The sequence below is a fragment of the Citrobacter sp. Cpo074 genome, assembly GCF_030332745.1.
In the GTDB taxonomy this organism is placed as follows: Bacteria; Pseudomonadota; Gammaproteobacteria; order Enterobacterales; family Enterobacteriaceae; genus Citrobacter; species Citrobacter portucalensis.
Map to the genome: position 1 here is coordinate 114,445 of NZ_JAOWHG010000038.1, position 22,921 is coordinate 137,365.

25 protein-coding genes are annotated in these 22,921 nt (G+C 53.0%); 19 read left to right on the plus strand and 6 right to left on the minus strand.

Annotation, left to right across the window (positions count from 1 at the left end):
• Window positions 1-64: 64 nt before the first annotated feature.
• A complete protein-coding gene (locus OGX83_RS22260) occupies window positions 65-961 on the minus strand; it encodes a LysR substrate-binding domain-containing protein (RefSeq protein WP_032944682.1) in 897 nt (298 codons plus the stop codon).
• Between the two features lie 98 nt (window positions 962-1,059).
• On the opposite strand from OGX83_RS22260, the gene OGX83_RS22265 reads away from it, so the two are divergent.
• From OGX83_RS22265 to csiR, 7 genes are all read left to right on the plus strand, one after another.
• Window positions 1,060-1,662 carry a short chain dehydrogenase gene (locus OGX83_RS22265; RefSeq protein ID WP_258736425.1) on the plus strand — a complete coding sequence of 201 codons (603 nt, stop codon included), beginning with the start codon at window positions 1,060-1,062 and terminating at the stop codon, window positions 1,660-1,662.
• A 248-nt stretch (window positions 1,663-1,910) separates the two neighbouring features.
• Complete coding sequence (gene glaH, locus OGX83_RS22270) at window positions 1,911-2,888, plus strand: glutarate dioxygenase GlaH (protein ID WP_003826020.1); 978 nt, start codon at window positions 1,911-1,913, stop codon at window positions 2,886-2,888.
• A 17-nt stretch (window positions 2,889-2,905) separates the two neighbouring features.
• Complete coding sequence (lhgD, locus tag OGX83_RS22275) at window positions 2,906-4,174, plus strand: L-2-hydroxyglutarate dehydrogenase (RefSeq protein WP_032944687.1); 1,269 nt, start codon at window positions 2,906-2,908, stop codon at window positions 4,172-4,174.
• A gap of 23 nt (window positions 4,175-4,197) precedes the next feature.
• Window positions 4,198-5,646, plus strand: coding sequence for an NADP-dependent succinate-semialdehyde dehydrogenase (gene gabD / locus OGX83_RS22280; RefSeq protein WP_048236619.1), 1,449 nt, complete (start codon window positions 4,198-4,200; stop codon window positions 5,644-5,646).
• A 25-nt stretch (window positions 5,647-5,671) separates the two neighbouring features.
• On the plus strand, window positions 5,672-6,955 hold the full coding sequence (gene gabT, locus OGX83_RS22285) for a 4-aminobutyrate--2-oxoglutarate transaminase (RefSeq protein WP_286589204.1): 1,284 nt from the start codon (window positions 5,672-5,674) through the stop codon (window positions 6,953-6,955).
• Window positions 6,956-7,102: 147 nt separating this feature from the next.
• Entirely contained in the window at window positions 7,103-8,503 is a 1,401-nt protein-coding gene (gabP, locus tag OGX83_RS22290; RefSeq protein WP_032944690.1) for a GABA permease, read from the plus strand.
• A gap of 45 nt (window positions 8,504-8,548) precedes the next feature.
• On the plus strand, window positions 8,549-9,235 hold the full coding sequence (gene csiR / locus OGX83_RS22295) for a DNA-binding transcriptional regulator CsiR (RefSeq protein WP_032944692.1): 687 nt from the start codon (window positions 8,549-8,551) through the stop codon (window positions 9,233-9,235).
• A 12-nt stretch (window positions 9,236-9,247) separates the two neighbouring features.
• Here the strand turns inward: csiR and lysM are convergent, their stop codons facing one another.
• Window positions 9,248-9,697, minus strand: coding sequence for a peptidoglycan-binding protein LysM (lysM, locus tag OGX83_RS22300; protein WP_003037241.1), 450 nt, complete (start codon window positions 9,695-9,697; stop codon window positions 9,248-9,250).
• Window positions 9,698-9,792: 95 nt separating this feature from the next.
• A complete protein-coding gene (locus OGX83_RS22305; RefSeq protein ID WP_003037242.1) occupies window positions 9,793-9,951 on the minus strand; it encodes a YqaE/Pmp3 family membrane protein in 159 nt (52 codons plus the stop codon).
• Between the two features lie 183 nt (window positions 9,952-10,134).
• On the opposite strand from OGX83_RS22305, the gene OGX83_RS22310 reads away from it, so the two are divergent.
• The 3 genes from OGX83_RS22310 to OGX83_RS22320 all read left to right on the plus strand — a co-directional run bounded on the left by OGX83_RS22310 (window position 10,135) and on the right by OGX83_RS22320 (window position 11,241).
• Window positions 10,135-10,434 (plus strand): ArsR/SmtB family transcription factor, encoded by a 300-nt coding sequence (locus tag OGX83_RS22310; protein WP_003037247.1) that lies wholly within the window; start codon window positions 10,135-10,137, stop codon window positions 10,432-10,434.
• Window positions 10,435-10,443: 9 nt separating this feature from the next.
• A complete protein-coding gene (locus OGX83_RS22315) occupies window positions 10,444-10,971 on the plus strand; it encodes a rhodanese family protein (RefSeq protein ID WP_032944694.1) in 528 nt (175 codons plus the stop codon).
• A 90-nt stretch (window positions 10,972-11,061) separates the two neighbouring features.
• Complete coding sequence (locus OGX83_RS22320) at window positions 11,062-11,241, plus strand: GDFGVC terminal motif YodC-like protein (protein ID WP_003825999.1); 180 nt, start codon at window positions 11,062-11,064, stop codon at window positions 11,239-11,241.
• Window positions 11,242-11,277: 36 nt separating this feature from the next.
• Here the strand turns inward: OGX83_RS22320 and stpA are convergent, their stop codons facing one another.
• Window positions 11,278-11,679 (minus strand): DNA-binding protein StpA, encoded by a 402-nt coding sequence (stpA, locus tag OGX83_RS22325; protein ID WP_008785604.1) that lies wholly within the window; start codon window positions 11,677-11,679, stop codon window positions 11,278-11,280.
• Between the two features lie 557 nt (window positions 11,680-12,236).
• On the opposite strand from stpA, the gene alaE reads away from it, so the two are divergent.
• On the plus strand, window positions 12,237-12,686 hold the full coding sequence (gene alaE, locus OGX83_RS22330; RefSeq protein ID WP_003037259.1) for an L-alanine exporter AlaE: 450 nt from the start codon (window positions 12,237-12,239) through the stop codon (window positions 12,684-12,686).
• Window positions 12,687-12,722: 36 nt separating this feature from the next.
• On the opposite strand, the gene OGX83_RS22335 is transcribed toward alaE, so the two are convergent.
• Window positions 12,723-13,073, minus strand: coding sequence for a DUF2002 family protein (locus OGX83_RS22335; protein WP_003037262.1), 351 nt, complete (start codon window positions 13,071-13,073; stop codon window positions 12,723-12,725).
• Window positions 13,074-13,196: 123 nt separating this feature from the next.
• Window positions 13,197-14,531, minus strand: coding sequence for a MocR-like pyridoxine biosynthesis transcription factor PdxR (gene pdxR, locus OGX83_RS22340; RefSeq protein WP_286589206.1), 1,335 nt, complete (start codon window positions 14,529-14,531; stop codon window positions 13,197-13,199).
• 90 nt (window positions 14,532-14,621) lie between these two features.
• Between pdxR and OGX83_RS22345 the strand changes: the two genes are divergently transcribed.
• From OGX83_RS22345 to proX, 8 genes are all read left to right on the plus strand, one after another.
• A complete protein-coding gene (locus tag OGX83_RS22345) occupies window positions 14,622-15,053 on the plus strand; it encodes a carboxymuconolactone decarboxylase family protein (protein WP_003825991.1) in 432 nt (143 codons plus the stop codon).
• Between the two features lie 280 nt (window positions 15,054-15,333).
• Window positions 15,334-15,579, plus strand: a complete 246-nt coding sequence (gene nrdH, locus OGX83_RS22350; protein ID WP_008785607.1) for a glutaredoxin-like protein NrdH — start codon at window positions 15,334-15,336, stop codon at window positions 15,577-15,579.
• Complete coding sequence (gene nrdI, locus OGX83_RS22355) at window positions 15,576-15,986, plus strand: class Ib ribonucleoside-diphosphate reductase assembly flavoprotein NrdI (RefSeq protein ID WP_003825987.1); 411 nt, start codon at window positions 15,576-15,578, stop codon at window positions 15,984-15,986. The genes nrdH and nrdI overlap by 4 nt, the downstream gene beginning before the upstream one ends.
• Complete coding sequence (gene nrdE / locus OGX83_RS22360; RefSeq protein WP_286589208.1) at window positions 15,959-18,103, plus strand: class 1b ribonucleoside-diphosphate reductase subunit alpha; 2,145 nt, start codon at window positions 15,959-15,961, stop codon at window positions 18,101-18,103. The genes nrdI and nrdE overlap by 28 nt, the downstream gene beginning before the upstream one ends.
• Before the next feature lie 10 nt (window positions 18,104-18,113).
• Entirely contained in the window at window positions 18,114-19,073 is a 960-nt protein-coding gene (nrdF, locus tag OGX83_RS22365; protein WP_032944704.1) for a class 1b ribonucleoside-diphosphate reductase subunit beta, read from the plus strand.
• A gap of 354 nt (window positions 19,074-19,427) precedes the next feature.
• Window positions 19,428-20,630, plus strand: a complete 1,203-nt coding sequence (gene proV / locus OGX83_RS22370; protein WP_003825980.1) for a glycine betaine/L-proline ABC transporter ATP-binding protein ProV — start codon at window positions 19,428-19,430, stop codon at window positions 20,628-20,630.
• The gene (gene proW / locus OGX83_RS22375; protein WP_286589210.1) at window positions 20,623-21,687 is read left to right on the plus strand and encodes a glycine betaine/L-proline ABC transporter permease ProW; all 1,065 of its coding nucleotides are present in this window, start codon (window positions 20,623-20,625) and stop codon (window positions 21,685-21,687) included. The genes proV and proW overlap by 8 nt, the downstream gene beginning before the upstream one ends.
• A gap of 189 nt (window positions 21,688-21,876) precedes the next feature.
• A complete protein-coding gene (proX, locus tag OGX83_RS22380; protein WP_003825976.1) occupies window positions 21,877-22,872 on the plus strand; it encodes a glycine betaine/L-proline ABC transporter substrate-binding protein ProX in 996 nt (331 codons plus the stop codon).
• Window positions 22,873-22,921 lie beyond the last annotated feature (49 nt).

Here is a 22,921-nt window from a genome sequence, read left to right on the forward strand (position 1 = left end):
GCCCTATCCGGCCTACAATTTGGCTCGGTTGTAGGCCGGATAAGTGCAACGCCATCCGGCATTTTTATTTTCCGCGCAGCCCCTGCGTTCCTTCCAGCACATGTTCAACAAACCGTGTCAGCTTAGGCAACGGACGCAAATCCTGTCGCCACAGCAAATGAATTGGCCGCGGCTGCGGCGTAAACCCTTCCAGGATCCGAATCAATTTCCCCGTAGCCAGTTCTTGCGCCAGCAGCACCTCAGGTTGCAATAACAGCCCAGCCCCCGCTACTGCCGCCATACGCAGGCCATGACCATCGTTACAGCGCAGGATCGCATCGCGCTTCCATCTGACCTCCCCCGTCACGCCAGGCAGTATCCACTCGTTTCGAGCCGTCCACACGGTATGAGACAGGCACAGATGATCCACCAGATCCGCGGGCGTCCGGGGGGTGCCATGGCGAGCAAGATAATCTGGCGAAGCACAAATTGCCATACGGTAGGGACACAGGTATTTCGCCACCACGTCAGTCTGATGGATATCGCCAATGCGGATCGCCAGATCGACACCTTCATTCACCAGATCAACCATCCGGTTGGTGAGATCCAGTTCAATACGCACCTCTGGCCAGGTCTGTAAAAACGCAGCGGCCAGCGGCGAGATCACGCAAGCGCCAAAAGAAGTGGGCGCGCTAATGCGCAGCGTCCCCGCAGGTGCCAGCCGCAGACGCTCTACCGAACGTTCGGCTATCGATACCTGCTCCAGCACGCGACGGGCTTCTTCAAAATAGACGCGTCCGGCATCGGTCAGACTCTGGCGGCGCGTATTGCGCTCCAGCAAACGCGTGCCGAGCTGCGCTTCCAGTTGGGTGATATATTTTCCCACCATCACCGCAGACATCTCGAGCCTCGTCGCCGCAGAAGTAAAGCTCCCACTCTCCACCACGGCGACAAACGTTTCCATGCCGCGCAGTTTATCCATATTACAAACCCCTGGTTAGTAATCATCTAACTTTTAGCCAGTTTATCTGATTTCATTTTCATTAAAGAATAGCGGCTCACACTATTGCGGAGGTGGTTATGAAAATCGTCATTATTGGTGCCAGTGGTACAGTGGGTCGCGCAGTTACAGAAACATTGAGCCGTAAACATGAGGTGGTCCGCGTGGGTCGCACTCAGGGTGATTACCAGGTCGATATCACCTCGCAGGAGAGTGTCGAGGCCTTGTTTGAAAAAGTCGGTCGGGTAGATGCGATCGTTTCCGCCACCGGTAATCTGTTCTTTGGGCCGCTGTCGACAATGACCGACCAGGACTTTAATCAGGGGCTTCAGGATAAGCTATTAGGCCAGATACGCCTGGCATTAACCGGGCAGCATTTCCTGAATGATGGCGGATCGATAACGTTAATTAGCGGCATTATCGCCCACGAGCCCATCGCCCAGGGGACAAACGCCGCAACGATCAATGCCGGGCTGGAAGGATTTGTTCGCGCCGCGGCCTGTGAACTGGGCCATGGTCAACGCATTAACCTGATAAGTCCGACCGTGCTGAGTGAGTCCGCCGAAGCTTACGACAGTTTCTTCCCGGGCTTTGAAAGCGTGCCTGCCACCGCCGTCGCCAACGCCTACCGCCGCAGTGTGGAAGGCATCCAAACCGGGCGTATTTATAAAGTCGGTTACTGACTTTGCCGCTGCCGTTGACACATCACCCACGGCAGCGTGATTAACCCACTGTTTTAAAATACTTTATCTTTTTCCTCGCATTAACCCACACTCTTCACAATGTTAAATATTTGTTGCCTTTGATCACAAATAATAAACAAACAAGCTCATTCTGTGCGCGTTTTTCAAAAATGTAGATATTTTTAATTTATGGCTACGAAACGAGCTGCGCCATATCTCCCTGACAATCTACTGAGAGGAACGATTTGATGAACGCACTGACTGCCGTAAAACCGAACGCTGAAGATCCAGCCCAGCACTACAGCGGTTTCACGCTGAAACCGTCAGCCCAATCCCCACGCCTGCTGGAGCTGACTTTTTCTGCTGAGACCACTGAGCAATTTCTGCAGGCCGTCGCGCAGTGGCCGGTTCAGGCGCTGGAATACAAATCCTTCTTGCGCTTCAAAGTGGGCAAGATCCTCGACGACCTGTGCGGCAATCAGTTACAGCCCCTGCTGCTGAAAACCCTGCTCGATCGTGCCGAAGGCGCACTGCTAATCAATGCCGTTGGCGTAGACGACGTGGCGCAGGCGGAAGAGATGGTCAAGCTGGCAACGGCGGTAGCGCACCTCATCGGACGCTCTAATTTTGATGCGATGAGCGGTCAATATTACGCACGTTTTGTGGTGAAAAACGTCGATAACTCAGACAGCTATCTGCGCCAGCCTCACCGAGTAATGGAATTGCACAACGACGGAACCTACCTCGAAGAAATCACCGATTACGTGCTGATGATGAAGATCGACGAGCAGAACATGACCGGCGGTAACTCGCTGCTGCTGCACCTCGACGACTGGGAGCATCTGGAGCAGTACTTTACCCATCCTCTGGCACGTCGCGCCATGCGCTTTGCCGCACCGCCAAGCAAAAACGTCAGTCAGGAAGTGTTCCATCCGGTATTTGACGTTGACCAGCAGGGCCGCCCGGTAATGCGCTACATCGACCAGTTCGTCCAGCCAAAAGACTATGAAGAAGGCGTCTGGCTGAGTGACCTGTCCGATGCGCTGGAAACCAGCAAGAGCATTATTTCCGTTCCGGTTTCAGTGGGTAAATTCCTGCTGATCAACAACCTGTTCTGGCTGCACGGGCGCGATCGCTTCACTTCGCATCCGGACCTGCGCCGCGAACTGATGCGCCAGCGTGGTTATTTTGCGTACGCGACCAACCACTACCAGACCCATCAGTAAGCGCGAAGGAAAAGCGGATGTATGATTTTGTGATTATTGGCGGCGGCATTATCGGCATGTCGACCGCCATGCAACTGATTGATGTCTATCCGGACGCAAAAATCGCGCTACTGGAAAAAGAGTCCGGCCCGGCCTGCCACCAGACGGGCCACAACAGCGGCGTCATTCATGCCGGGGTCTATTATACCCCCGGCAGCCTGAAGGCACAGTTTTGCCTGGCCGGAAATCGCGCCACAAAAGCCTTTTGCGACCAAAACGGCATCCGCTACGACGTCTGCGGAAAAATGCTGGTTGCCACCTCCGCTCTGGAAATGGAGCGCATGCGCGCGCTTTGGGATCGCACCGCCGCTAACGGTCTGGAGCGCGAATGGCTGAATGCGCAGGAGCTCCGCGAGCGTGAACCCAATATCACCGGACTGGGCGGCATTTTTGTCCCGTCGAGCGGGATTGTCAGCTACCGCGAAGTCACCGCCGCGATGGCGAAGATTTTCCAGGCCAAAGGCGGTGAGATTATTTACAACGCCGAGGTCAGCGCGCTGAAAGAGCATGCTGCGGGTGTAATTGTCCGTACCCGTCAGGGCCAGGAATATGAAGGCGCGACGCTGATTAGCTGTTCTGGCCTGATGGCGGACCGACTGGTAAAAATGCTCGGCGTTGAACCTGGCTTTATCATCTGTCCGTTCCGGGGCGAATATTTCCGCCTGGCGCCAGAACATAATCAGATAGTTAACCATTTGATCTACCCCATCCCCGACCCGGCGATGCCGTTTCTCGGCGTTCATCTGACCCGGATGATTGACGGCAGCGTCACCGTCGGCCCCAACGCGGTACTGGCATTTAAACGTGAAGGCTACCGTAAACGTGACTTCTCGCTCAGCGATACGCTGGAGATCCTCGGCTCTTCTGGTATTCGCCGCGTGCTGCAAAACAACCTGCGCTCAGGGCTTGGCGAAATGAAGAATTCGCTGTGCAAAAGCGGTTATCTGCGGCTGGTACAAAAGTACTGCCCGAGCCTGACGCTTAAGGATCTGCAACCGTGGCCTGCGGGCGTACGGGCACAGGCGGTGTCACCTGATGGCAAGCTTATCGACGATTTTCTGTTTGTCACCACGCCACGCTCAATTCACACCTGTAACGCCCCTTCTCCGGCAGCAACGTCGGCAATCCCTATCGGCGCACATATTGTCAGCAAAGTTCATGCGCTGCTGGAGAACCAGAGTAACCCCGGACGCACGCTGCGTGCGGCACGTAGCGTGGAGACATTACACGCCGCATTTACCCGTTAAACCGATTAAGACAGGAAGCAATCATGCAACTTAACGATCCAACATTATTTCGCCAGCAGGCACTGATCGACGGCAACTGGCGTGACGCCAACAGCGGCGAGACCATCGCAGTGACCAATCCCGCCAACGGTCAGCAATTGGGTAGCGTACCTAAAATGGGGGCAGATGAAACCCGCGAAGCGATTAACGCCGCTAACCGCGCCCTGCCAGCCTGGCGTGCGCTGACCGCCAAAGAGCGAGCCAATATCCTGCGCCGCTGGTTCAACCTGATGATTGAGCATCAGGACGATCTCGCCCGCCTGATGACCCTGGAACAGGGTAAACCGCTGGCGGAGGCCAAAGGCGAAATCACCTATGCCGCCTCATTTATTGAGTGGTTTGCCGAAGAGGGCAAACGCATCTATGGCGATACGATCCCTGGCCATCAGGCCGATAAGCGTCTGATCGTCATCAAGCAGCCGATCGGCGTTACCGCCGCGATTACGCCGTGGAACTTCCCCTCAGCGATGATCACCCGTAAAGCCGGTCCGGCGCTGGCAGCAGGCTGTACGATGGTGCTTAAACCCGCCAGCCAGACCCCTTACTCCGCACTGGCGCTGGCGGAACTGGCTAATCGCGCCGGGATCCCGGCTGGCGTTTTCAGCGTGGTGACTGGTTCTGCGAGCGCAGTCGGCAACGAGCTAACAGGCAACCCGCTGGTGCGCAAGCTGTCATTTACCGGCTCAACCGAAATTGGCCGTCAGTTAATGCAGCAGTGTGCCAAAGACATCAAAAAGGTATCGCTGGAGCTGGGCGGCAATGCGCCATTTATCGTCTTTGACGATGCCGATCTCGATAAAGCCGTGGAAGGTGCGCTGGCATCGAAGTTCCGTAACGCCGGGCAAACCTGCGTCTGCGCCAATCGCCTGTACGTGCAGGACGGCGTGTATGAGCGTTTTGCCGAAAAACTCCAGCAGGCGGTGAGCAAGCTGCATCTCGGCGATGGTCTGCAACCTGACGTAACCACCGGGCCGCTGATCGACGAGAAAGCGATAGCCAAAGTGCAGGAACACATCGCCGATGCTCTGGATAAAGGCGCACGCATTATCGCGGGCGGTAAACCTCACGCGCTCGGCGGTAATTTCTTCCAGCCCACCATTCTGGTAGATGTGCCTGATAACGCGAAGGTCGCCAAAGAAGAAACCTTCGGCCCGCTGGCTCCACTGTTTCGTTTTAAAGACGAAGCTGACGTCATCGCTCAGGCCAACGACACCGAGTTTGGTCTGGCCGCCTATTTCTACGCCCGTGATTTAAGCCGCGTCTTCCGCGTTGGCGAAGCGCTGGAGTACGGCATCGTCGGGATTAACACCGGCATTATCTCCAACGAAGTCGCCCCGTTTGGGGGGATAAAAGCCTCCGGTCTTGGCCGTGAAGGATCGAAATACGGCATCGAAGACTACTTAGAAATCAAATATATGTGCATCGGCCTTTAATAAAACAAATACTGGAGAACACCTGATGAGCACCAACAAAGAACTTATGCAACGTCGCAGCAACGCCGTTCCCCGTGGCGTAGGCCAGATCCACCCTATTTTTGCCGAGCGGGCAGAAAACTGTCGGGTCTGGGACGTTGAAGGCCGTGAATTCCTCGACTTTGCTGGCGGTATTGCGGTGCTGAACACCGGTCACCTGCACCCGCAGATCGTCTCTGCGGTAGAAGCGCAGTTGAAAAAGCTGTCTCATACCTGTTTCCAGGTGCTGGCCTATGAGCCGTACCTGGAGCTGTGTGAAATCATGAACAAGAAAGTGCCGGGTGATTTCGCCAAGAAAACCCTGCTGGTGACCACCGGTTCTGAAGCGGTAGAAAACGCGGTGAAAATCGCCCGCGCCGCCACCAAGCGTACGGGGACTATCGCCTTTAGCGGCGCTTACCACGGTCGTACCCACTACACCCTGTCACTGACCGGGAAAGTCAATCCGTACTCCGCCGGAATGGGGCTGATGCCAGGCCACGTGTATCGCGCGCTTTATCCTTGCCCGCTGCACGGCATCAGTGAAGATGATGCTATCGCCAGCATTCATCGCATTTTCAAAAACGATGCCGCGCCAGAAGACGTCGCCGCCATCGTGATTGAACCGGTTCAGGGTGAAGGCGGCTTTTACGCGGCATCTCCTTCCTTTATGCAACGACTGCGCGCCATTTGTGACGAACACGGGATCATGCTGATTGCCGATGAAGTACAGAGCGGTGCGGGCCGTACCGGTACGCTGTTTGCCATGGAGCAGATGGGCGTTGCGCCCGATCTCACCACCTTCGCCAAATCCATCGCCGGCGGCTTCCCGCTGGCGGGCGTGACCGGACGCGCCGAAGTCATGGACGCAATCCCACCGGGCGGTCTTGGCGGTACCTATGCCGGTAACCCAATTGCCTGCGCCGCCGCGCTGGCGGTACTGAACATTTTCGAGCAGGAAAATCTGTTGCAAAAAGCCAACGAGCTGGGACAAACCCTGCGCGAAGGCCTGCTGGCTATCGCGGAAACCCATCGCGAGATTGGCGACGTACGCGGGCTGGGCGCGATGATTGCTATCGAACTGTTCGAAAACGGCGACCACACGAAACCAGACGCCAAACTGACTGCGGAAGTGGTGGCGCGTGCACGCGAGAAAGGACTGATCCTGCTCTCCTGCGGACCTTACTACAACGTGCTGCGCATTCTTGTCCCGCTGACCATTGAAGATGCGCAAATCCGCCAGGGGCTGGACATTATCGCCCAGTGTTTTGCCGAGGCAAAGCAGAGTTAAACCCCCGAATAAAAACGGGAAATTGTAGGCCGGATAAAGCGCAAGCGCTGCCATCCGGCAATGTTGTGATGCCCGGTGGCGCTATGCTTACCGGGCCTACGGGTAAGGTGCAGGAAGCGACGTCAATAACAATAACGAGGTTTAAAGATGGGGCAAGTGTCACAATCACATGATTTAGGGGGCGGGCTGAAATCACGCCACGTCACCATGCTGTCTATTGCCGGGGTAATCGGCGCAAGTCTGTTCGTCGGTTCAAGTGTGGCGATTGCAGAAGCCGGTCCCGCAGTATTATTAGCCTATCTGTTCGCCGGATTGCTGGTGGTGATGATTATGCGCATGCTGGCCGAAATGGCCGTTGCCACCCCGGATACCGGTTCTTTTTCCACTTACGCCGATAAGGCCATTGGCCCGTGGGCAGGTTATACCATCGGCTGGTTGTACTGGTGGTTCTGGGTGTTAGTTATCCCTCTGGAAGCGAATATCGCCGCCATCATTCTGCACTCCTGGGTACCGGGTATTCCTATCTGGCTGTTTTCTCTGGTTATCACGCTGGCGTTAACCGGCAGTAATTTGCTGAGCGTCAAAAATTACGGTGAGTTCGAGTTCTGGCTGGCGCTGTGCAAAGTGGTTGCCATTCTGGCGTTTATTACCCTCGGTGCGGCGGCGATTAGCGGTTTCTACCCTTATGCCGAGGTTAGCGGAGTTTCACGCCTGTGGGATCAGGGCGGCTTTATGCCCAACGGTTTTGGCGCCGTGATCAGCGCGATGTTGATCACCATGTTCTCCTTTATGGGCGCAGAGATAGTTACCATCGCCGCCGCCGAATCCGATACCCCGGATAAACATATCGTTCGCGCCACCAACTCGGTTATCTGGCGTATCTCTATCTTCTATCTGTGCTCTATTTTTGTGGTGGTGGCGCTGATCCCGTGGAACATGCCGGGCCTGAAAGAAGTCGGTTCTTACCGCTCGGTGCTGGAGCTACTGCATATCCCGCACGCGAAATTGATCATGGACTGCGTCATTTTGCTGTCGGTGACCAGCTGTCTTAACTCCGCGCTGTATACGTCATCGCGTATGCTCTACTCCCTGAGCCGCCGTGGCGATGCCCCCGCCTTTATGGGTAAAACGAACCGCAGCAAAACACCTTATGTGGCGGTATTACTGTCGACAGGTGCTGCGTTCCTCACCGTCATCGTCAACTATTACGCCCCGGCCAAGGTGTTTAAATTCCTGATCGACAGCTCCGGTGCCATCGCGCTGCTGGTGTATCTGGTCATTGCCGTTTCTCAACTGCGGATGCGCAAAATCCTGCTGGCGCGAGGCGGTGAAATTAAACTGAAAATGTGGCTCTATCCGTGGCTTACCTGGCTGGTCATCGCGTTTATTATCTTTGTGCTGGTGGTCATGCTGTTTCGCCCGGCCCAACAGCTGGAAGTTATCTCTACCGGGTTGTTAGCCATAGGAATTATTTGCACCGTGCCCATTATGTCACGCTGGAAAAAACTGCTATCGTGGCAAAAAGCACCATTGCAAAATACGCATTAAACCTGTTCCCGGCGCAGGCCGGGAAATCCTTTCAGGAGTATGACCATGACCGCCATTCCCCAACCGACGGCCATTGATGGATACCGCTGGCTGAAGAACGACATCATCCGCGGTGTGTATCAGCCTGATGAAAAACTGCGTATGAGTCTGCTAACCTCCCGCTATGAGCTAGGCGTGGGACCGCTGCGCGAAGCGCTTTCGCAGTTAGTTGCCGAGCGGTTAGTGACAGTGGTTAATCAGAAAGGGTATCGTGTCGCCCCGATGTCAGAGCAGGAGTTGCTCGATATTTTCGATGCCCGCGCCAATATGGAAGCCATGCTGGTCGCGCTGGCCATTGAACGCGGCGACGACGCCTGGGAAGCTGAAATTCTGGCGCGCGCGCATATGCTCAGTAAGCTTGAAGCCATTGACGCCAGCGAACAGATGCTCGACGAGTGGGATCAGCGCCATCAGGCATTTCACTCGGCGATTGTCGCTGGCTGTGGTTCACAATATCTGCTGCAAATGCGCGAACGGCTGTTCTCTCTGGCGGCGCGCTACCGGTTTATCTGGCTACGTAAAACGGTGCTGTCGGTTGAAATGCTGGAAGACAAACACGATCAGCACAAGACGCTGACCGAAGCGATTCTGGCACGTGATGCCACGTGCGCCAGCGAATTAATGCGCCAGCACTTGCTGACGCCGATTCCGATTATTCAACAGGCTATGTCCGGTAAATTACTGACGCAATAAGCCTGAATAACATTACTGTTCCGGAATACGTAAAACCTGCCCAGGATAGATTTTATCCGGGCTTTTCAGCATTGGTTTATTCGCTTCAAATATCTGGTTATACAGGTTGGCATTACCGTAAACCTGTTTGGCAATAGCGCTCAGGGTATCCCCTGATTTCACGGTATAAAACTGGCTTTCGCTCGCGGGTGCAGAAGTTTTAACCTGATCATCTACGCTGGCGATACCAGAGATATTACCAATCGCGATCAGAATTTTTTCTTTTGCTTCCTGACTTAATCCATCACCAGAAACAGTGGCTTTGCCTTCGTTAATTTGCACGTCCACTTTATCCGCATCAGGGATGCCGGTTTTGTTCAGGTGTTCCTGCACTTTTTTTGCCAGATCGGCTGTGTCATGGTTTCCAGTGACCGCATCCCACAGTTTTTCACCTGCATCTTTTACGAAATTGAAGAGTCCCATATCCACCTCGGTAATTAACAATCAACACCCAAAAGTGTAGCAGAGGAGAAAGGGACACAAAGAAAACGGCGCCGAAGCGCCGTAGTAGAAAGGAATTAATTACGCGTCTGTATCCAGAAGGCGTGGATCAAACCTGGGATGTAGCCCAGCAGCGTCAGAACGATATTGAGGATAAATGCCCAGCCGAACCCCTTCCCCAGCAGCACGCCAAGCGGGGGCAGAATAATAGTAAAAACGATTCTCCAGAAACCCATGCACACTCCCTACAAGCAAAAATTAATCATTGTTTAAAAAGAGATTTTATCTCTAAGAGTAGCCATTCTACCCAACTCTGCCAGTATTCCGCGGCTGTTTTACCCTCCTTTACGCTCTTTACGCTGGCGTACGTTGGTTACTTATTTTAGAATACGCTTAATTTAGATAATGCTTAAATACATATGACTGAACTTGAACAACTCCAGGCCAGCGCTGAACAGGCTGCCGCCCTGCTAAAAGCGATGAGTAACCCGAAACGGTTGCTGATTTTGTGCATGCTCTGTGGTTCACCCGGTACCAGCGCGGGTGAGTTAGCCCGTGTTACCGGCCTTAGTCCTTCCGCCACATCCCAGCATCTGGCGCGTATGCGTGAAGAAGGTCTGATAGAAAGCCAGCGCGATGCCCAGCGCATCCTCTACTCCATTAAAAATGCGGCCGTGAATTCGCTGATCGCCACATTAAAAACACTGTATTGCCCATAAGGAGCCATCATGACTATTGGGACGATTTCCCCACGCGAGGCGCAGACACTGGTCGCGCAGGGTGCAAAACTGATTGATATCCGCGATGCTGACGAGTATCTGCACGAGCATATTCCTGAGGCACATCTGGCGCCATTACCCGCGCTTGAGCAGGGATCGCTGCCAGCGAATTTACGCGCCGAGCAGGTGATTTTTCACTGCCAGTCAGGTAAACGTACACAAAATGCGGCAACAAAACTGAGCGCCATCGCCGCACCCGCGCAGGTCTGGTTGCTGGAAGGTGGAATTGACGGCTGGAAAGCCGCAGGGTTGCCGGTGGCGAAAGACAGTTCACAACCGTTACCGCTGATGCGTCAGGTGCAGATAGCCGCAGGCAGCCTTGCCCTACTCGGCGTTATTCTGGGCTATAGCGTTAGCAGCGCCTTCTTCTTGCTGAGCGGTTTTGTGGGCGCCGGGCTGATACTCGCTGGCGTAACCGGCTTTTGCGGTATGGCGCGATTACTGGACATCATGCCCTGGAACCGACGTACTCATTAAGCGGTAATCATTGAAACAGCACTGTACCCGCCGGTTGACGTGATCTATGGTGAGTTCTGCGATAAATGATAAATAAAGGAGCGCAACAATATGTTTAAACCTGGCGATCTGGTTCAACCGCGTATGGGCGGTCCAAAACTGAAGGTTGTTGAAGTCAATGACGATCAAATTGTGGCGGTACAAGCCAGTAATGAAAGCGGTGATAAATTCACGCTGAAAGCAGCTGATGTCACGCGATATACCGAAGAGGGTGATTTCGGCGTTTGCTGAAAATAAGCGGTGAGGATCTCCTCACCGCCTTCGCAATTAGATCAAAAAGTCATCAAGAGATTTACCGGCAGCCAGCGCCTGGGCAATTGGCTTCGGTGTGCGACCTTGTCCGGTCCATGTTTTCGTTTCACCATTGAGATCGATAAAACGATATTTCGCCGGGCGCGGTTGGCGTTTTTTAACTGAACGTGCCGTCGCAGGTGTTATGCTCAGCAGCTCCTCCGGGCTGATCCCGTCTGCCTGCATCTGCGCCAGCAAGGCATTAATTTTTGCCTGCTGTTCTGCACGTTGGCGCTGTAGCTGTTCTTCTTCATCGCGCCGTTCTTTGGTCACTACCCTGAATTTTTCAAGCATATCTTCCAGTACATCAACGGAAAATTCACGAGCCATTGCACGCAGCGAGCGGATATTATTTAAGTTTTTTAACATTGAACTCATATTAACAAAACCTCTTTAACGTAAAACATAAAAATGGTATTACGCTAAATATTGTATGCAACCAATTATTATATTTCCAGTCTAATTTATTCGTTTATCATTAAACAAATAGCCAACTCTGATATTTATAGCATCCATTCTGCTATCGCCCAGACAATATATTCTATTACCCTGATTGCAGCTTTGAATATACCTGCAAGGTATCTCAGCGCGTCACTTAAGAAACAAGCCACAGCATCTCGTGGAACCAACGAGTATACATATTGCACATCAGTCAACATTCAGAAAAGGAGCGCAAAAATTTCAGAAAAACAAGCAACAATAACTCTTTGATCTAAAAAGACTTTAATTAACACAGCAACGAAAACACCAAAACGAACAAAAAACAAACCATTACAGAGCATTTTATCGACAAAAAGACAATAAATAAAAATTTTCAGCTAGTTGCTAGTTATTATCCAGGCATATATCCTATTAAAACGCGAAAGCAGCAAGACAAATCACTGGCAGTTAAGGTATTCAAAACCTTTTTTCCCCTTTTTACAAGGAGCATTAACATGTTCTCTCCGCAGTCACGCTTGCGTCATGCAGTAGCAGACACGTTCGCGATGGTTGTTTATTGTTCTGTCGTGAACATGTTGATCGAAATATTCCTTTCTGGAATGAGCTTCGAACAGTCGCTGTATTCCAGATTAGTCGCTATCCCTGTCAACATACTGATCGCGTGGCCATACGGCATGTATCGTGATTTGTTCATGCGCGCGGCCCGTAAAGCCACGCAGGCAGGATGGGCAAAAAATCTGGCGGATGTGCTGGCTTATGTCACCTTCCAGTCGCCGGTGTATGTGATTATTCTACTGACGGTTGGCGCAGACTGGCATCAGATTACGGCTGCAGTAAGTTCGAACATCGTGGTGTCAATGCTGATGGGCGCTGTCTATGGCTACTTTCTTGATTATTGCCGCCGCTTGTTTAAGGTCAGCAGCTATCATCAGGCTAAAGCCTGACACGCTTCTTCGCGACTGGCACTGCCAGTCGCGTTATTAGTTAGAATTAACGTCGCCAAACAGCCCGCTCAGATAACGTTCAAGCGCAATACGCGAGCTAAAGCCGTGCGGAATACCATAATGCTCATGAGTCTCTCCGGCTAAATACAGCGGGAATTGCTGGTAATGATCGCAAGTTTTAATATCCGTTGCCGGTTCCGCCAGCGAAGAGCTACGCTCTTTCAACGTGGGATGGATAATTAATGCGGTACGCCCCATGCGAGCTTCACGATTAACATACACATAATTTTCGCCACGCCGATAGCCGTACGTTTTCTGCGTCACTACATCAACGGTAAAGCCCACTTTTTCAAGTACGCGCGCCACCTCATCAGGTCGTAAATACATATTATTTTCCTCGTTATCTTTTACTGCGGGCTTACCTTACCTGATTCAGCATTAGCAACGCTTTCAGAAAAGTCCATAAACGAGTGAACACGATGAGACGAATATCTTAAGTAACGTACAGATTTATGTCAGCGCCAACCGCAGTTGGTAGGCCGCCTGTTGCGCCATTTCCGCCGAGCTGATATTGGTAAATGACAGCAATATTCCCCCCTTTCCTTCTGACGTTATTCGCCAGCGGGTTAGCGCCTGAACCGCTAACCCGGCCTGATTCGCTTTGCGCACCAGCGCAGTATCATCTCCGTCTACACTCATCACCAGTTGAATCCCACCTTCCTGAGGAATGACGCTAAATCCTTGTTCGGTCAGGGCGTTTTCCATCCATTGTCGTCGTTCGGCATAATGCTGTCGCATACGTTTTAAGTGTCGCCAGAAGTGGCCGTCTCGCATGAAATCCGCCAGCGTTTGCTGCCATAGAACCGGGACGCTACAGGCCGTTAGCGCCGCTTGCTGGCGAAAGCGTTCAACCTGGGTCAGAGGCACCACCAGCCATGCCGTACGCAAAGCCGGAAACATCGATTTGCTGAACGTTCCGGCATAAATCACCCGCTGAGGCGCATCCAGACTTTTTAGCGGCGGCAACGGCTTACCGTGGTAACGAAATTCACTGTCATAGTCATCTTCGATTATCCACGCCTGCGCGCGAGTCGCCCACTCCAGCAACTGGTGGCGACGGTCCAAAGACAGTGCTACCCCCAGAGGGCTTTGATGTGCGGGAGTGAGCAGTACAAAACGCGCCTGCGGGTAGTCGCGGATCCCGGCGCTGACATCCAGCCCATCGGCATCCACCGCTACCGACATCAACTCAATGCGTTCCTGAGACACCACGGGCCGGATCAGCGGAAAACCGGGATCTTCGACCCACATTCCCTCACCGGGATACGCCAGAGCGCGCAGGATTAACGTCATTGATGCCGCATAGCCTGAAGTGATAAAAATCTGCTCTGGCTGGCATTCAATGCTGCGTGAAACGCGCAGATAATCAACAATTGCCTGGCGTAACACCCGTTCGCCACATACATCGCCCACCGCCAGATCAAAACGCGTTTGGGTGCGTAAACGCCGTCCCATCACCCGTGCCCAGACTTCACGCGGAAAAAGATCGAGTGCGGGTAATCCCATCTGAAAAGGTTGCGGTCTGGGATTTTCTCCGGCGAAGATGGCAGGCGATGCAGGCGCCCTTTCTGGTCGCAGTTGCTCACTGACAAACGTTCCTGCCTGTCCACGCCGCGCGAGCCAGCCTTGCGCCACCAGCTCTGCATAGGCATTTTCCACCGTCGAGCGTGATACTCCCAGCTCCTGGGCCCAGGTCCGGCTGGAGGGCAATCTGGTACCGGGCTTGAGTTCGCCTTTCTCAATTGCGTTTTTTAACTGACGGGCGATTTGCTGATAACGTGGCATTTATGGTCTGCTTTTTTGGTAACAATATGGCTCTCTGTTGCAGTCCATTATAGTGCTACATTGCGGGTCATCCAAACGAGGAGAAATACCATGACAATGTTACGCCAGCCCTATTACGAACTCAGTCCCGAAATCTATAACGCTCTGGTTCAGGCAAGCCAAGCGCTGGAAAACTGCGCGCTGGAACCTACGTTGACGGAACTGATTTACCTGCGGGTCTCGCAAATCAACGGCTGCGCCTTTTGTCTGGAAATGCACAGTAAAGCACTGCGCAAATCCGGTGTTGCGCAGGCCAAACTGGACGCACTGGCAGGCTGGCGGGTGAGTCACCACTTCAGCGAGCAGGAACGTGCGGCGCTGGCGTGGGCCGAATCGGTCACCCAGATTGCCACTACTCACGCCGAAGATGACGTTTATCTGCCGCTGCTCGACCATTTCAGCGCGAAAGAAATTAGCGACCTGACATTTGCCATTAGCCTGATGAACTGCTTCAACCGCCTGGCGGTGGGGATGCGCATGTGATTTTGCGCTGCCGGATGGCGACATAAATGCCTTATCCGGCCCAGGATGTACTTTCCTGTAGGCCGGATTAGACGCGACGCGTCGCCATCCGGCAACCTGCGATGGTACATACCACTTCCCCCGCCACGCTCATCACCCCGCTCATCATCAATCTAAAATTCCCATATCTTGTATGGTTGAATCTTTTTAAAACTACATCTAGTATCTCTCCTATCAGGACACACACAACCCGACGCCCTCTATCGCGCCGATCCTTTATTTTTAAATGGAAATACGAATCATGCGTATTATTATTTACACTCGCAATAACTGTGTTCAGTGCCACGCCACCAAACGGGCAATGGAAAGCCGTGGTTTTGACTTTGAGATGGTAAACGTCGATTCACAACCCGATTTGGCTGATAGCCTGCGCGATCAAGGGTTTCGCCAGCTACCGGTCGTGGTCGCGGGTGAAACCAGTTGGTCAGGGTTTCGTCCGGACATGATCAACCGTCTGCATCCGGAACACCGTGTGGCCAGCGCATGAGTCAGCTCGTCTACTTCTCCAGCAGCTCCGAAAATACGCACCGCTTTATGCAGCGTCTGGGGCTGCCAGCCATCCGCATTCCGCTTAACGAACGCGAGCGGATCCGGGTAGACGAACCTTACATATTAATCGTGCCGTCCTACGGCGGCGGCGGCACTGCTGGCGCGGTCCCAAGACAGGTGATCCGCTTTTTAAACGATACGCACAACCGGGCGTTAATCCGTGGGGTGATCGCCTCCGGCAATCGTAATTTCGGTGACGCCTACGGTCGCGCGGGTGATGTCATCTCACAAAAATGCGGCGTGCCGTGGCTCTATCGCTTTGAGCTGATGGGCACCCAAAGCGATATCGACAACGTTCGAAAAGGAGTGAGCGAATTTTGGCAACGACAACCGCAGAACGTGTAATGCAGCCAACGCTGGATTATCACGCCCTGAACGCCATGCTGAATCTGTACGATAAAGCCGGGCGCATTCAGTTCGACAAAGACCATCAGGCCGTGGAGGCCTTCTTTGCCGCCCACGTCCGCCCAAACTCGGTGGCGTTTGCCAGCCAGCAGGAGCGCCTGGAAACGTTGGTGGATGAAGGCTATTACGATGCCAGCGTGTTAGCCCGCTACGATCGCGCGTTCGTGCTGAAGCTATTCGATCACGCCCACGCCAGCGGATTCCGTTTCCAGACGTTCCTCGGCGCATGGAAGTTCTACACCAGCTATACGCTAAAAACGTTCGACGGTAAGCGCTATCTCGAAGACTTTGAGGATCGGGTCACGATGGTGGCGCTCACGCTGGCGCAGGGCGATGAAGCGCTCGCGATGCAGCTGACCGATGAAATGCTCTCCGGGCGCTTTCAGCCCGCCACACCAACCTTTTTAAACTGCGGCAAACAGCAACGCGGTGAGCTGGTCTCCTGCTTCCTGTTGCGTATTGAAGACAACATGGAGTCTATTGGTCGGGCGGTCAACTCCGCACTTCAGCTCTCCAAACGCGGCGGCGGCGTGGCATTTTTACTCTCCAACCTGCGCGAGGCAGGTGCGCCCATTAAGCGTATTGAGAACCAGTCATCTGGGGTGATCCCAGTAATGAAAATGCTGGAAGATGCGTTTTCTTATGCGAATCAACTCGGGGCACGTCAGGGTGCGGGGGCGGTGTATCTGCACGCACACCATCCGGATATTTTACGTTTTCTCGATACCAAGCGCGAAAACGCCGACGAGAAAATCCGCATCAAAACGCTCTCGCTTGGCGTGGTGATCCCGGATGTTACCTTTCAACTGGCGAAAGAAAATGCCCGAATGGCGCTGTTCTCACCCTATGACGTGGAACGCATTTACGGCAAAGCGTTCGGCGATATCGCCGTCAGTGAACGCTATGACGAACTGCTTGCCGACGAACGTGTGCGTAAAAAATACATTAACGCCCGCGATTTCTTCCAGCGTCTGGCCGAGATCCAGTTTGAGTCTGGCTATCCTTACATCATGTTTGAAGATACGGTGAATCGCGCCAATCCAATTGCCGGTCGGATCAATATGAGCAACCTGTGCTCGGAGATTTTGCAGGTTAACAGTGCCTCCACCTACGATGAAAATCTCAATTACGCGCAGACCGGGCACGATATTTCCTGCAATCTCGGCTCGTTAAACATTGCCCATACCATGGATTCACCCGACTTTGGTCGTACCGTGGAAACGGCGGTTCGTGGCTTAACCGCCGTTTCGGACATGAGCCATATCCGCAGCGTGCCCTCGATTGAGGCCGGAAACAGCGCGTCGCACGCGATTGGTCTTGGGCAGATGAATCTGCACGGGTATCTGGCGCGGGAAGGGATCGCCTACGGTTCGCCGGAAGGGCTGGATTTCACCAATCTCTATTTCTACACCATCACATGGCATGCGCTGAATACGTCAATGAAGATCGCCCGCGAGCGTGGTCAAACCTTTGCCGGATTCAAACAGTCGCGCTACGCCAGCGGCGAATATTTTAACCAGTATCTGCAGGGCGACTGGCAGCCAAAAACCGCCAAGGTTCGCACGCTGTTTGCCGCCAGCGGCATTACGCTGCCGACGCGCGAGATGTGGTCACAGCTGCGTGAAGATGTGATGCGCTACGGCATTTATAACCAGAATTTACAGGCGGTTCCCCCCACCGGTTCTATCTCCTACATCAATCATGCCACGTCAAGCATTCACCCGATCGTGTCGAAAGTGGAGATTCGCAAAGAGGGCAAAACCGGGCGCGTTTACTACCCTGCCCCGTTTATGACCAATGAGAATCTGGCCTTGTATCAGGATGCCTATGAGATCGGTCCACAAAAAATCATTGATACCTACGCAGAAGCAACGCGCCATGTCGATCAGGGGCTTTCACTGACGCTCTTTTTCCCCGATACCGCCACCACGCGCGATATCAATAAAGCGCAGATTTACGCCTGGCGTAAGGGCATCAAATCCCTGTACTACATCCGACTACGCCAGCTGGCGCTGGAAGGCACCGAAATCGAAGGCTGCGTGTCATGCGCGCTGTAAGGAGGAGAAAATGACATTATCCCGCGTGAGCGCCATCAACTGGAACAAGATTGAGGATGATAAAGATCTTGAGGTATGGAACCGTCTGACCAGTAACTTCTGGCTCCCGGAAAAGGTCCCGCTCTCCAATGACATTCCGGCCTGGCAAACGTTGAACGCCGCCGAACAGCAGTTAACAATCCGCGTTTTTACCGGGCTGACGCTGCTCGACACCATTCAGAATGTTGCCGGAGCGCCAGCGTTAATGGCTGATTCGTTAACGCCGCATGAAGAGGCGGTGCTGTCGAATATCAGCTTTATGGAGGCGGTGCACGCCCGTTCATACAGCTCAATATTCTCTACCCTTTGCCAGACCAAAGACGTGGATGCTGCCTACGCCTGGAGTGAGGAAAATACCCCACTTCAGCGCAAAGCGCAGATCGTTTTGACACATTACGCCAGCGACGAACCGTTGAAGAAAAAAATAGCCAGCGTGTTTCTGGAATCCTTCCTGTTCTATTCTGGCTTCTGGTTGCCAATGTATTTTTCCAGCCGCGGCAAATTGACCAATACCGCCGATCTCATTCGTCTGATCATTCGTGATGAAGCGGTTCATGGGTATTACATTGGTTATAAATATCAAAAAGGTCTGGAGCATATTTGCGAATCCGCACGCGAGGAGTTAAAGAATTTTGCCTTTGACCTGCTGATGGAATTGTATGATAACGAAGCGCGTTATACTGAAGAGTTGTATGCAGAAACCGGCTGGGTGGATGACGTCAAAGCCTTCCTTTGTTACAACGCCAATAAGGCATTAATGAATTTGGGATATGAGGCGCTATTCCCGCCTGAAATGGCGGAGGTTAACCCGGCAATCCTTGCCGCACTGTCGCCCAACGCTGACGAAAACCACGATTTCTTCTCGGGTTCCGGCTCATCTTATGTGATGGGAAAAGCGGTCGAAACCGAAGATGACGACTGGAATTTCTAGCACTCATTTTCACGGAAAATACCGTACATTTTTCGCGGAAATATTTTAACAGGATCACACTTTTGTCGTGCAAATATAATTGTGTGATCTACACTCAATATCAGCCGCATTATTCGCCTGTATTCCAGCAATTCAGGCGATTTTTCATTGCCATTTACAAAAAATATTACCCCGTTCACATTCGCGCTCAGCCCTTATATCACGGGAAGTCCCGCCATCTGGCCTTTGGCAATATTCATGCCACAACCAAATTCAGGGTTGTCTCAAATTCTCAGTATGTTAGGGTAGAAAAAGGTCACTATTTCCATCAGGTAATATATCGATATAAACAAATAACAGGAATCATTCTATTGCATGGCAATTAAATTAGAAGTTAAAAATCTCTATAAGATATTTGGAGAGCATCCCCAGAGAGCCTTCAAATATATTGAAAAAGGACTTTCAAAAGAGCAGATTCTGGATAAAACAGGGCTATCGCTTGGCGTTAAGAACGCCAGTCTGGCCATTGAAGAAGGCGAGATATTTGTCATCATGGGATTATCCGGTTCGGGTAAATCCACAATGGTACGCCTTCTCAATCGCCTGATTGAACCCACCCGCGGACAGGTATTGATTGACGGCGTAGACATCGCCCGGATATCCGATGCTGAGCTTCGCGAGGTGCGCAGAAAAAAGATTGCGATGGTGTTCCAGTCCTTTGCCCTGATGCCGCACATGACGGTTCTCGACAATACGGCATTCGGCATGGAATTAGCCGGCGTAGGTGCGGATGAACGTCGTGAAAAAGCGTTAGATGCGCTGCGCCAGGTTGGTCTGGAGAATTATGCTCACGGCTACCCGGATGAACTTTCCGGGGGGATGCGCCAGCGTGTAGGCCTCGCCCGCGCATTAGCCATTAACCCTGACATCTTATTAATGGATGAGGCCTTCTCAGCCCTCGATCCATTAATTCGTACTGAGATGCAGGATGAACTGGTAAAACTACAGGCGAAGCATCAACGTACCGTGGTCTTTATATCGCATGACCTCGACGAAGCCATGCGTATTGGCGACAGAATTGCCATTATGCAAAACGGTGAAGTGGTCCAGGTCGGCACGCCAGATGAAATCCTGAATAATCCGGCCAATGATTATGTACGCACCTTCTTCCGTGGTGTCGATATTAGCCAGGTCTTTAGCGCGAAAGATATTTCACGCCGTAGTCCCGAAGGTTTGATTCGTAAAAACCCCGGGGTGGGTCCACGTTCTGCGCTGCAATTATTGCAGGACAAAGATCGCGAATATGGTTACGTGATCGAACGCGGCAATAAATTCGTTGGCGTTGTCTCTATCGACTCATTAAAAACAGCGTTAAGTCAGGCGCAAGGTATTGAAGCGGCATTGATCGATGAGCCGTTAGCCGTAGATGCACAAACCCCTCTCAGCGAGTTGCTTTCTCATGTCGGTCAGGCCCCGTGCGCGGTGCCGGTTGTAGATGAGGAACAGCAGTATGTGGGCGTCATTTCAAAACGCATGCTGTTACAGGCTTTAGATCGTGAGGGGGTAAACAATGGCTGATCAAACTAATCCGTGGGACACCACACCAGCGGCCGACAGTGCCGCACAAAATGCTGATGCCTGGAGTACGCCATCAGGCGCACCCACTGACGGTGGTGGCGCGGACTGGCTGACCAGCGCACCCGCGCCGGCACCAGAGCATTTCAATATTATGGATCCGTTCCATAAAACGCTGATCCCGCTGGACAGTTGGGTCACAGAGGGGATCGACTGGGTCGTTACCCATTTCCGTCCGGTCTTCCAGGGCATTCGTGTCCCGGTGGATTACATTCTCAACGGCTTTCAACAGCTGCTGTTAGGTATGCCAGCCCCGGTAGCGATTATCCTGTTCGCGCTGATTGCCTGGCAGATTTCCGGCATGGGGATGGGCGTTGCTACGCTGATTTCCTTAATTGCCATCGGTGCCATCGGCGCGTGGTCGCAGGCCATGATAACCCTAGCGCTGGTGTTGACCGCGCTGCTGTTCTGCGTGGTGATCGGTCTGCCGATGGGGATCTGGTTGGCGCGCAGTCCACGGGCAGCAAAAATTGTTCGCCCGCTGCTGGACGCCATGCAAACCACACCCGCGTTTGTCTATCTGGTGCCGATTGTCATGCTGTTCGGTATTGGTAACGTCCCGGGCGTAGTGGTGACGATTATCTTCGCCCTGCCGCCAATCGTGCGTCTGACTATTCTGGGGATTAACCAGGTGCCAGCCGATCTGATTGAAGCCTCGCGCTCGTTTGGCGCCAGCCCGCGTCAGATGCTGTTTAAAGTGCAGCTCCCGCTGGCAATGCCCACCATTATGGCTGGGGTTAACCAGACGCTGATGCTGGCGCTCTCAATGGTCGTCATCGCGTCGATGATTGCCGTCGGCGGACTGGGCCAGATGGTTCTACGCGGAATCGGTCGTCTGGATATGGGGCTTGCCACCGTCGGCGGGGTTGGGATTGTGATCCTCGCTATCATTCTCGACCGCCTGACGCAGGCCGTCGGTCGCGACTCGCGTAGTCGTGGCAACCGTCGCTGGTACACCACCGGTCCCATTGGGCTTATCACTCGCCCTTTCACGAAGTAATACACCCGTTGCCCGGTGGCGCATTGCTTACCGGGCATACAATTCATTAACTTACACAAAATCATTCAAGTTGCATCGCGGCGGCAAACGAATGTATCCCCAAGAGCGTACAAGTAGTACGTGACTGGGGTGCATGAGTGCAGCCAACAAAGAGGCAGCTTGAAGGATGAAGTGTAATAAGGAACAACGATGCGACAGAAAGTAATTATTGCCACAGCGTTTGCCACCCTTGTCTCCACCAGCACTTTCGCTGCCGACCTGCCGGGCAAAGGCATCACCGTACAGCCAATCCAGAGCACTATCTCTGAAGAATCCTTCCAGACGCAGTTAGTCGCCCGTGCGCTGGAGAAACTGGGTTACACCGTTAACAAAACCAGCGAAGTTGACTACAACGTCGGCTATACCTCCATTGCCTCTGGCGATGCAACTTTTACCGCCGTGAACTGGCAGCCGCTGCATGATGATATGTACGCCGCTGCGGGCGGAGACAAAAAGTTTTATCGCGAGGGGGTATTCGTTACGGGTGCCGCACAGGGTTATCTGATCGACAAGAAAACCGCTGAGCAATATAAAATCACCAATATCGCCCAGTTAAAAGATCCGAAGATCGCCAAAATCTTTGACACCAACGGTGACGGAAAAGCCGATATGATGGGCTGTTCACCGGGCTGGGGCTGTGAAGCAGTAATCAACCACCAGAACAAAGCTTTCGATCTGGAAAAAACCGTCGAGGTCAGCCACGGTAACTATGCGGCGATGATGGCCGACACCATTACCCGCTTCAAAGAAGGTAAACCCATTCTTTACTACACCTGGACACCGTACTGGGTGAGCGACGTAATGAAACCTGGTAAAGATGTGGTCTGGCTGCAGGTGCCGTTCTCTTCCCTGCCAGGCGAGCAGAAAGATATTGATACCAAACTGCCAAACGGCGCCAACTACGGCTTCCCGGTGAACACTATGCATATTGTCGCCAATAAAGCCTGGGCGGAGAAAAACCCGGCTGCGGCGAAACTGTTTGCCATCATGAAGCTGCCGCTGGCGGATATCAACGCGCAGAACGCAATGATGCACGACGGGAAAGCGTCTGAAGCCGACGTACAGGGTCACGTTGACGGCTGGATCAAAGCCCACCAGCAGCAGTTTGACGGCTGGGTGAACGAAGCGCTGGCCGCGCAGAAATAATCCACTCACAGGCCTGATGAGTGTAGCGCCATCAGGCCTGTAACCGCAT

Excerpts from the sequence above, each read along its gene's own strand:
- glaH (WP_003826020.1), top strand. The coding sequence starts at position 1,911 with ATGAACGCACTGACTGCCGTAAAACCGAACGCTGAAGATCCAGCCCAG.
- lhgD (WP_032944687.1), top strand. The coding sequence starts at position 2,906 with ATGTATGATTTTGTGATTATTGGCGGCGGCATTATCGGCATGTCGACC.
- OGX83_RS22345 (WP_003825991.1), top strand. The coding sequence starts at position 14,622 with ATGACAATGTTACGCCAGCCCTATTACGAACTCAGTCCCGAAATCTAT.
- nrdH (WP_008785607.1), top strand. The coding sequence starts at position 15,334 with ATGCGTATTATTATTTACACTCGCAATAACTGTGTTCAGTGCCACGCC.
- proV (WP_003825980.1), top strand. The coding sequence starts at position 19,428 with ATGGCAATTAAATTAGAAGTTAAAAATCTCTATAAGATATTTGGAGAG.
- stpA (WP_008785604.1), bottom strand. The coding sequence starts at position 11,679 with ATGAGTTCAATGTTAAAAAACTTAAATAATATCCGCTCGCTGCGTGCA.
- gabT (WP_286589204.1), top strand. The coding sequence starts at position 5,672 with ATGAGCACCAACAAAGAACTTATGCAACGTCGCAGCAACGCCGTTCCC.
- nrdI (WP_003825987.1), top strand. The coding sequence starts at position 15,576 with ATGAGTCAGCTCGTCTACTTCTCCAGCAGCTCCGAAAATACGCACCGC.
- OGX83_RS22320 (WP_003825999.1), top strand. The coding sequence starts at position 11,062 with ATGTTTAAACCTGGCGATCTGGTTCAACCGCGTATGGGCGGTCCAAAA.
- lysM (WP_003037241.1), bottom strand. The coding sequence starts at position 9,697 with ATGGGACTCTTCAATTTCGTAAAAGATGCAGGTGAAAAACTGTGGGAT.
- alaE (WP_003037259.1), top strand. The coding sequence starts at position 12,237 with ATGTTCTCTCCGCAGTCACGCTTGCGTCATGCAGTAGCAGACACGTTC.
- pdxR (WP_286589206.1), bottom strand. The coding sequence starts at position 14,531 with ATGCCACGTTATCAGCAAATCGCCCGTCAGTTAAAAAACGCAATTGAG.
- OGX83_RS22305 (WP_003037242.1), bottom strand. The coding sequence starts at position 9,951 with ATGGGTTTCTGGAGAATCGTTTTTACTATTATTCTGCCCCCGCTTGGC.
- nrdF (WP_032944704.1), top strand. The coding sequence starts at position 18,114 with ATGACATTATCCCGCGTGAGCGCCATCAACTGGAACAAGATTGAGGAT.
- proX (WP_003825976.1), top strand. The coding sequence starts at position 21,877 with ATGCGACAGAAAGTAATTATTGCCACAGCGTTTGCCACCCTTGTCTCC.
- OGX83_RS22260 (WP_032944682.1), bottom strand. The coding sequence starts at position 961 with ATGGATAAACTGCGCGGCATGGAAACGTTTGTCGCCGTGGTGGAGAGT.
- OGX83_RS22335 (WP_003037262.1), bottom strand. The coding sequence starts at position 13,073 with ATGTATTTACGACCTGATGAGGTGGCGCGCGTACTTGAAAAAGTGGGC.
- proW (WP_286589210.1), top strand. The coding sequence starts at position 20,623 with ATGGCTGATCAAACTAATCCGTGGGACACCACACCAGCGGCCGACAGT.
- gabP (WP_032944690.1), top strand. The coding sequence starts at position 7,103 with ATGGGGCAAGTGTCACAATCACATGATTTAGGGGGCGGGCTGAAATCA.
- csiR (WP_032944692.1), top strand. The coding sequence starts at position 8,549 with ATGACCGCCATTCCCCAACCGACGGCCATTGATGGATACCGCTGGCTG.
- OGX83_RS22265 (WP_258736425.1), top strand. The coding sequence starts at position 1,060 with ATGAAAATCGTCATTATTGGTGCCAGTGGTACAGTGGGTCGCGCAGTT.
- OGX83_RS22310 (WP_003037247.1), top strand. The coding sequence starts at position 10,135 with ATGACTGAACTTGAACAACTCCAGGCCAGCGCTGAACAGGCTGCCGCC.
- OGX83_RS22315 (WP_032944694.1), top strand. The coding sequence starts at position 10,444 with ATGACTATTGGGACGATTTCCCCACGCGAGGCGCAGACACTGGTCGCG.
- gabD (WP_048236619.1), top strand. The coding sequence starts at position 4,198 with ATGCAACTTAACGATCCAACATTATTTCGCCAGCAGGCACTGATCGAC.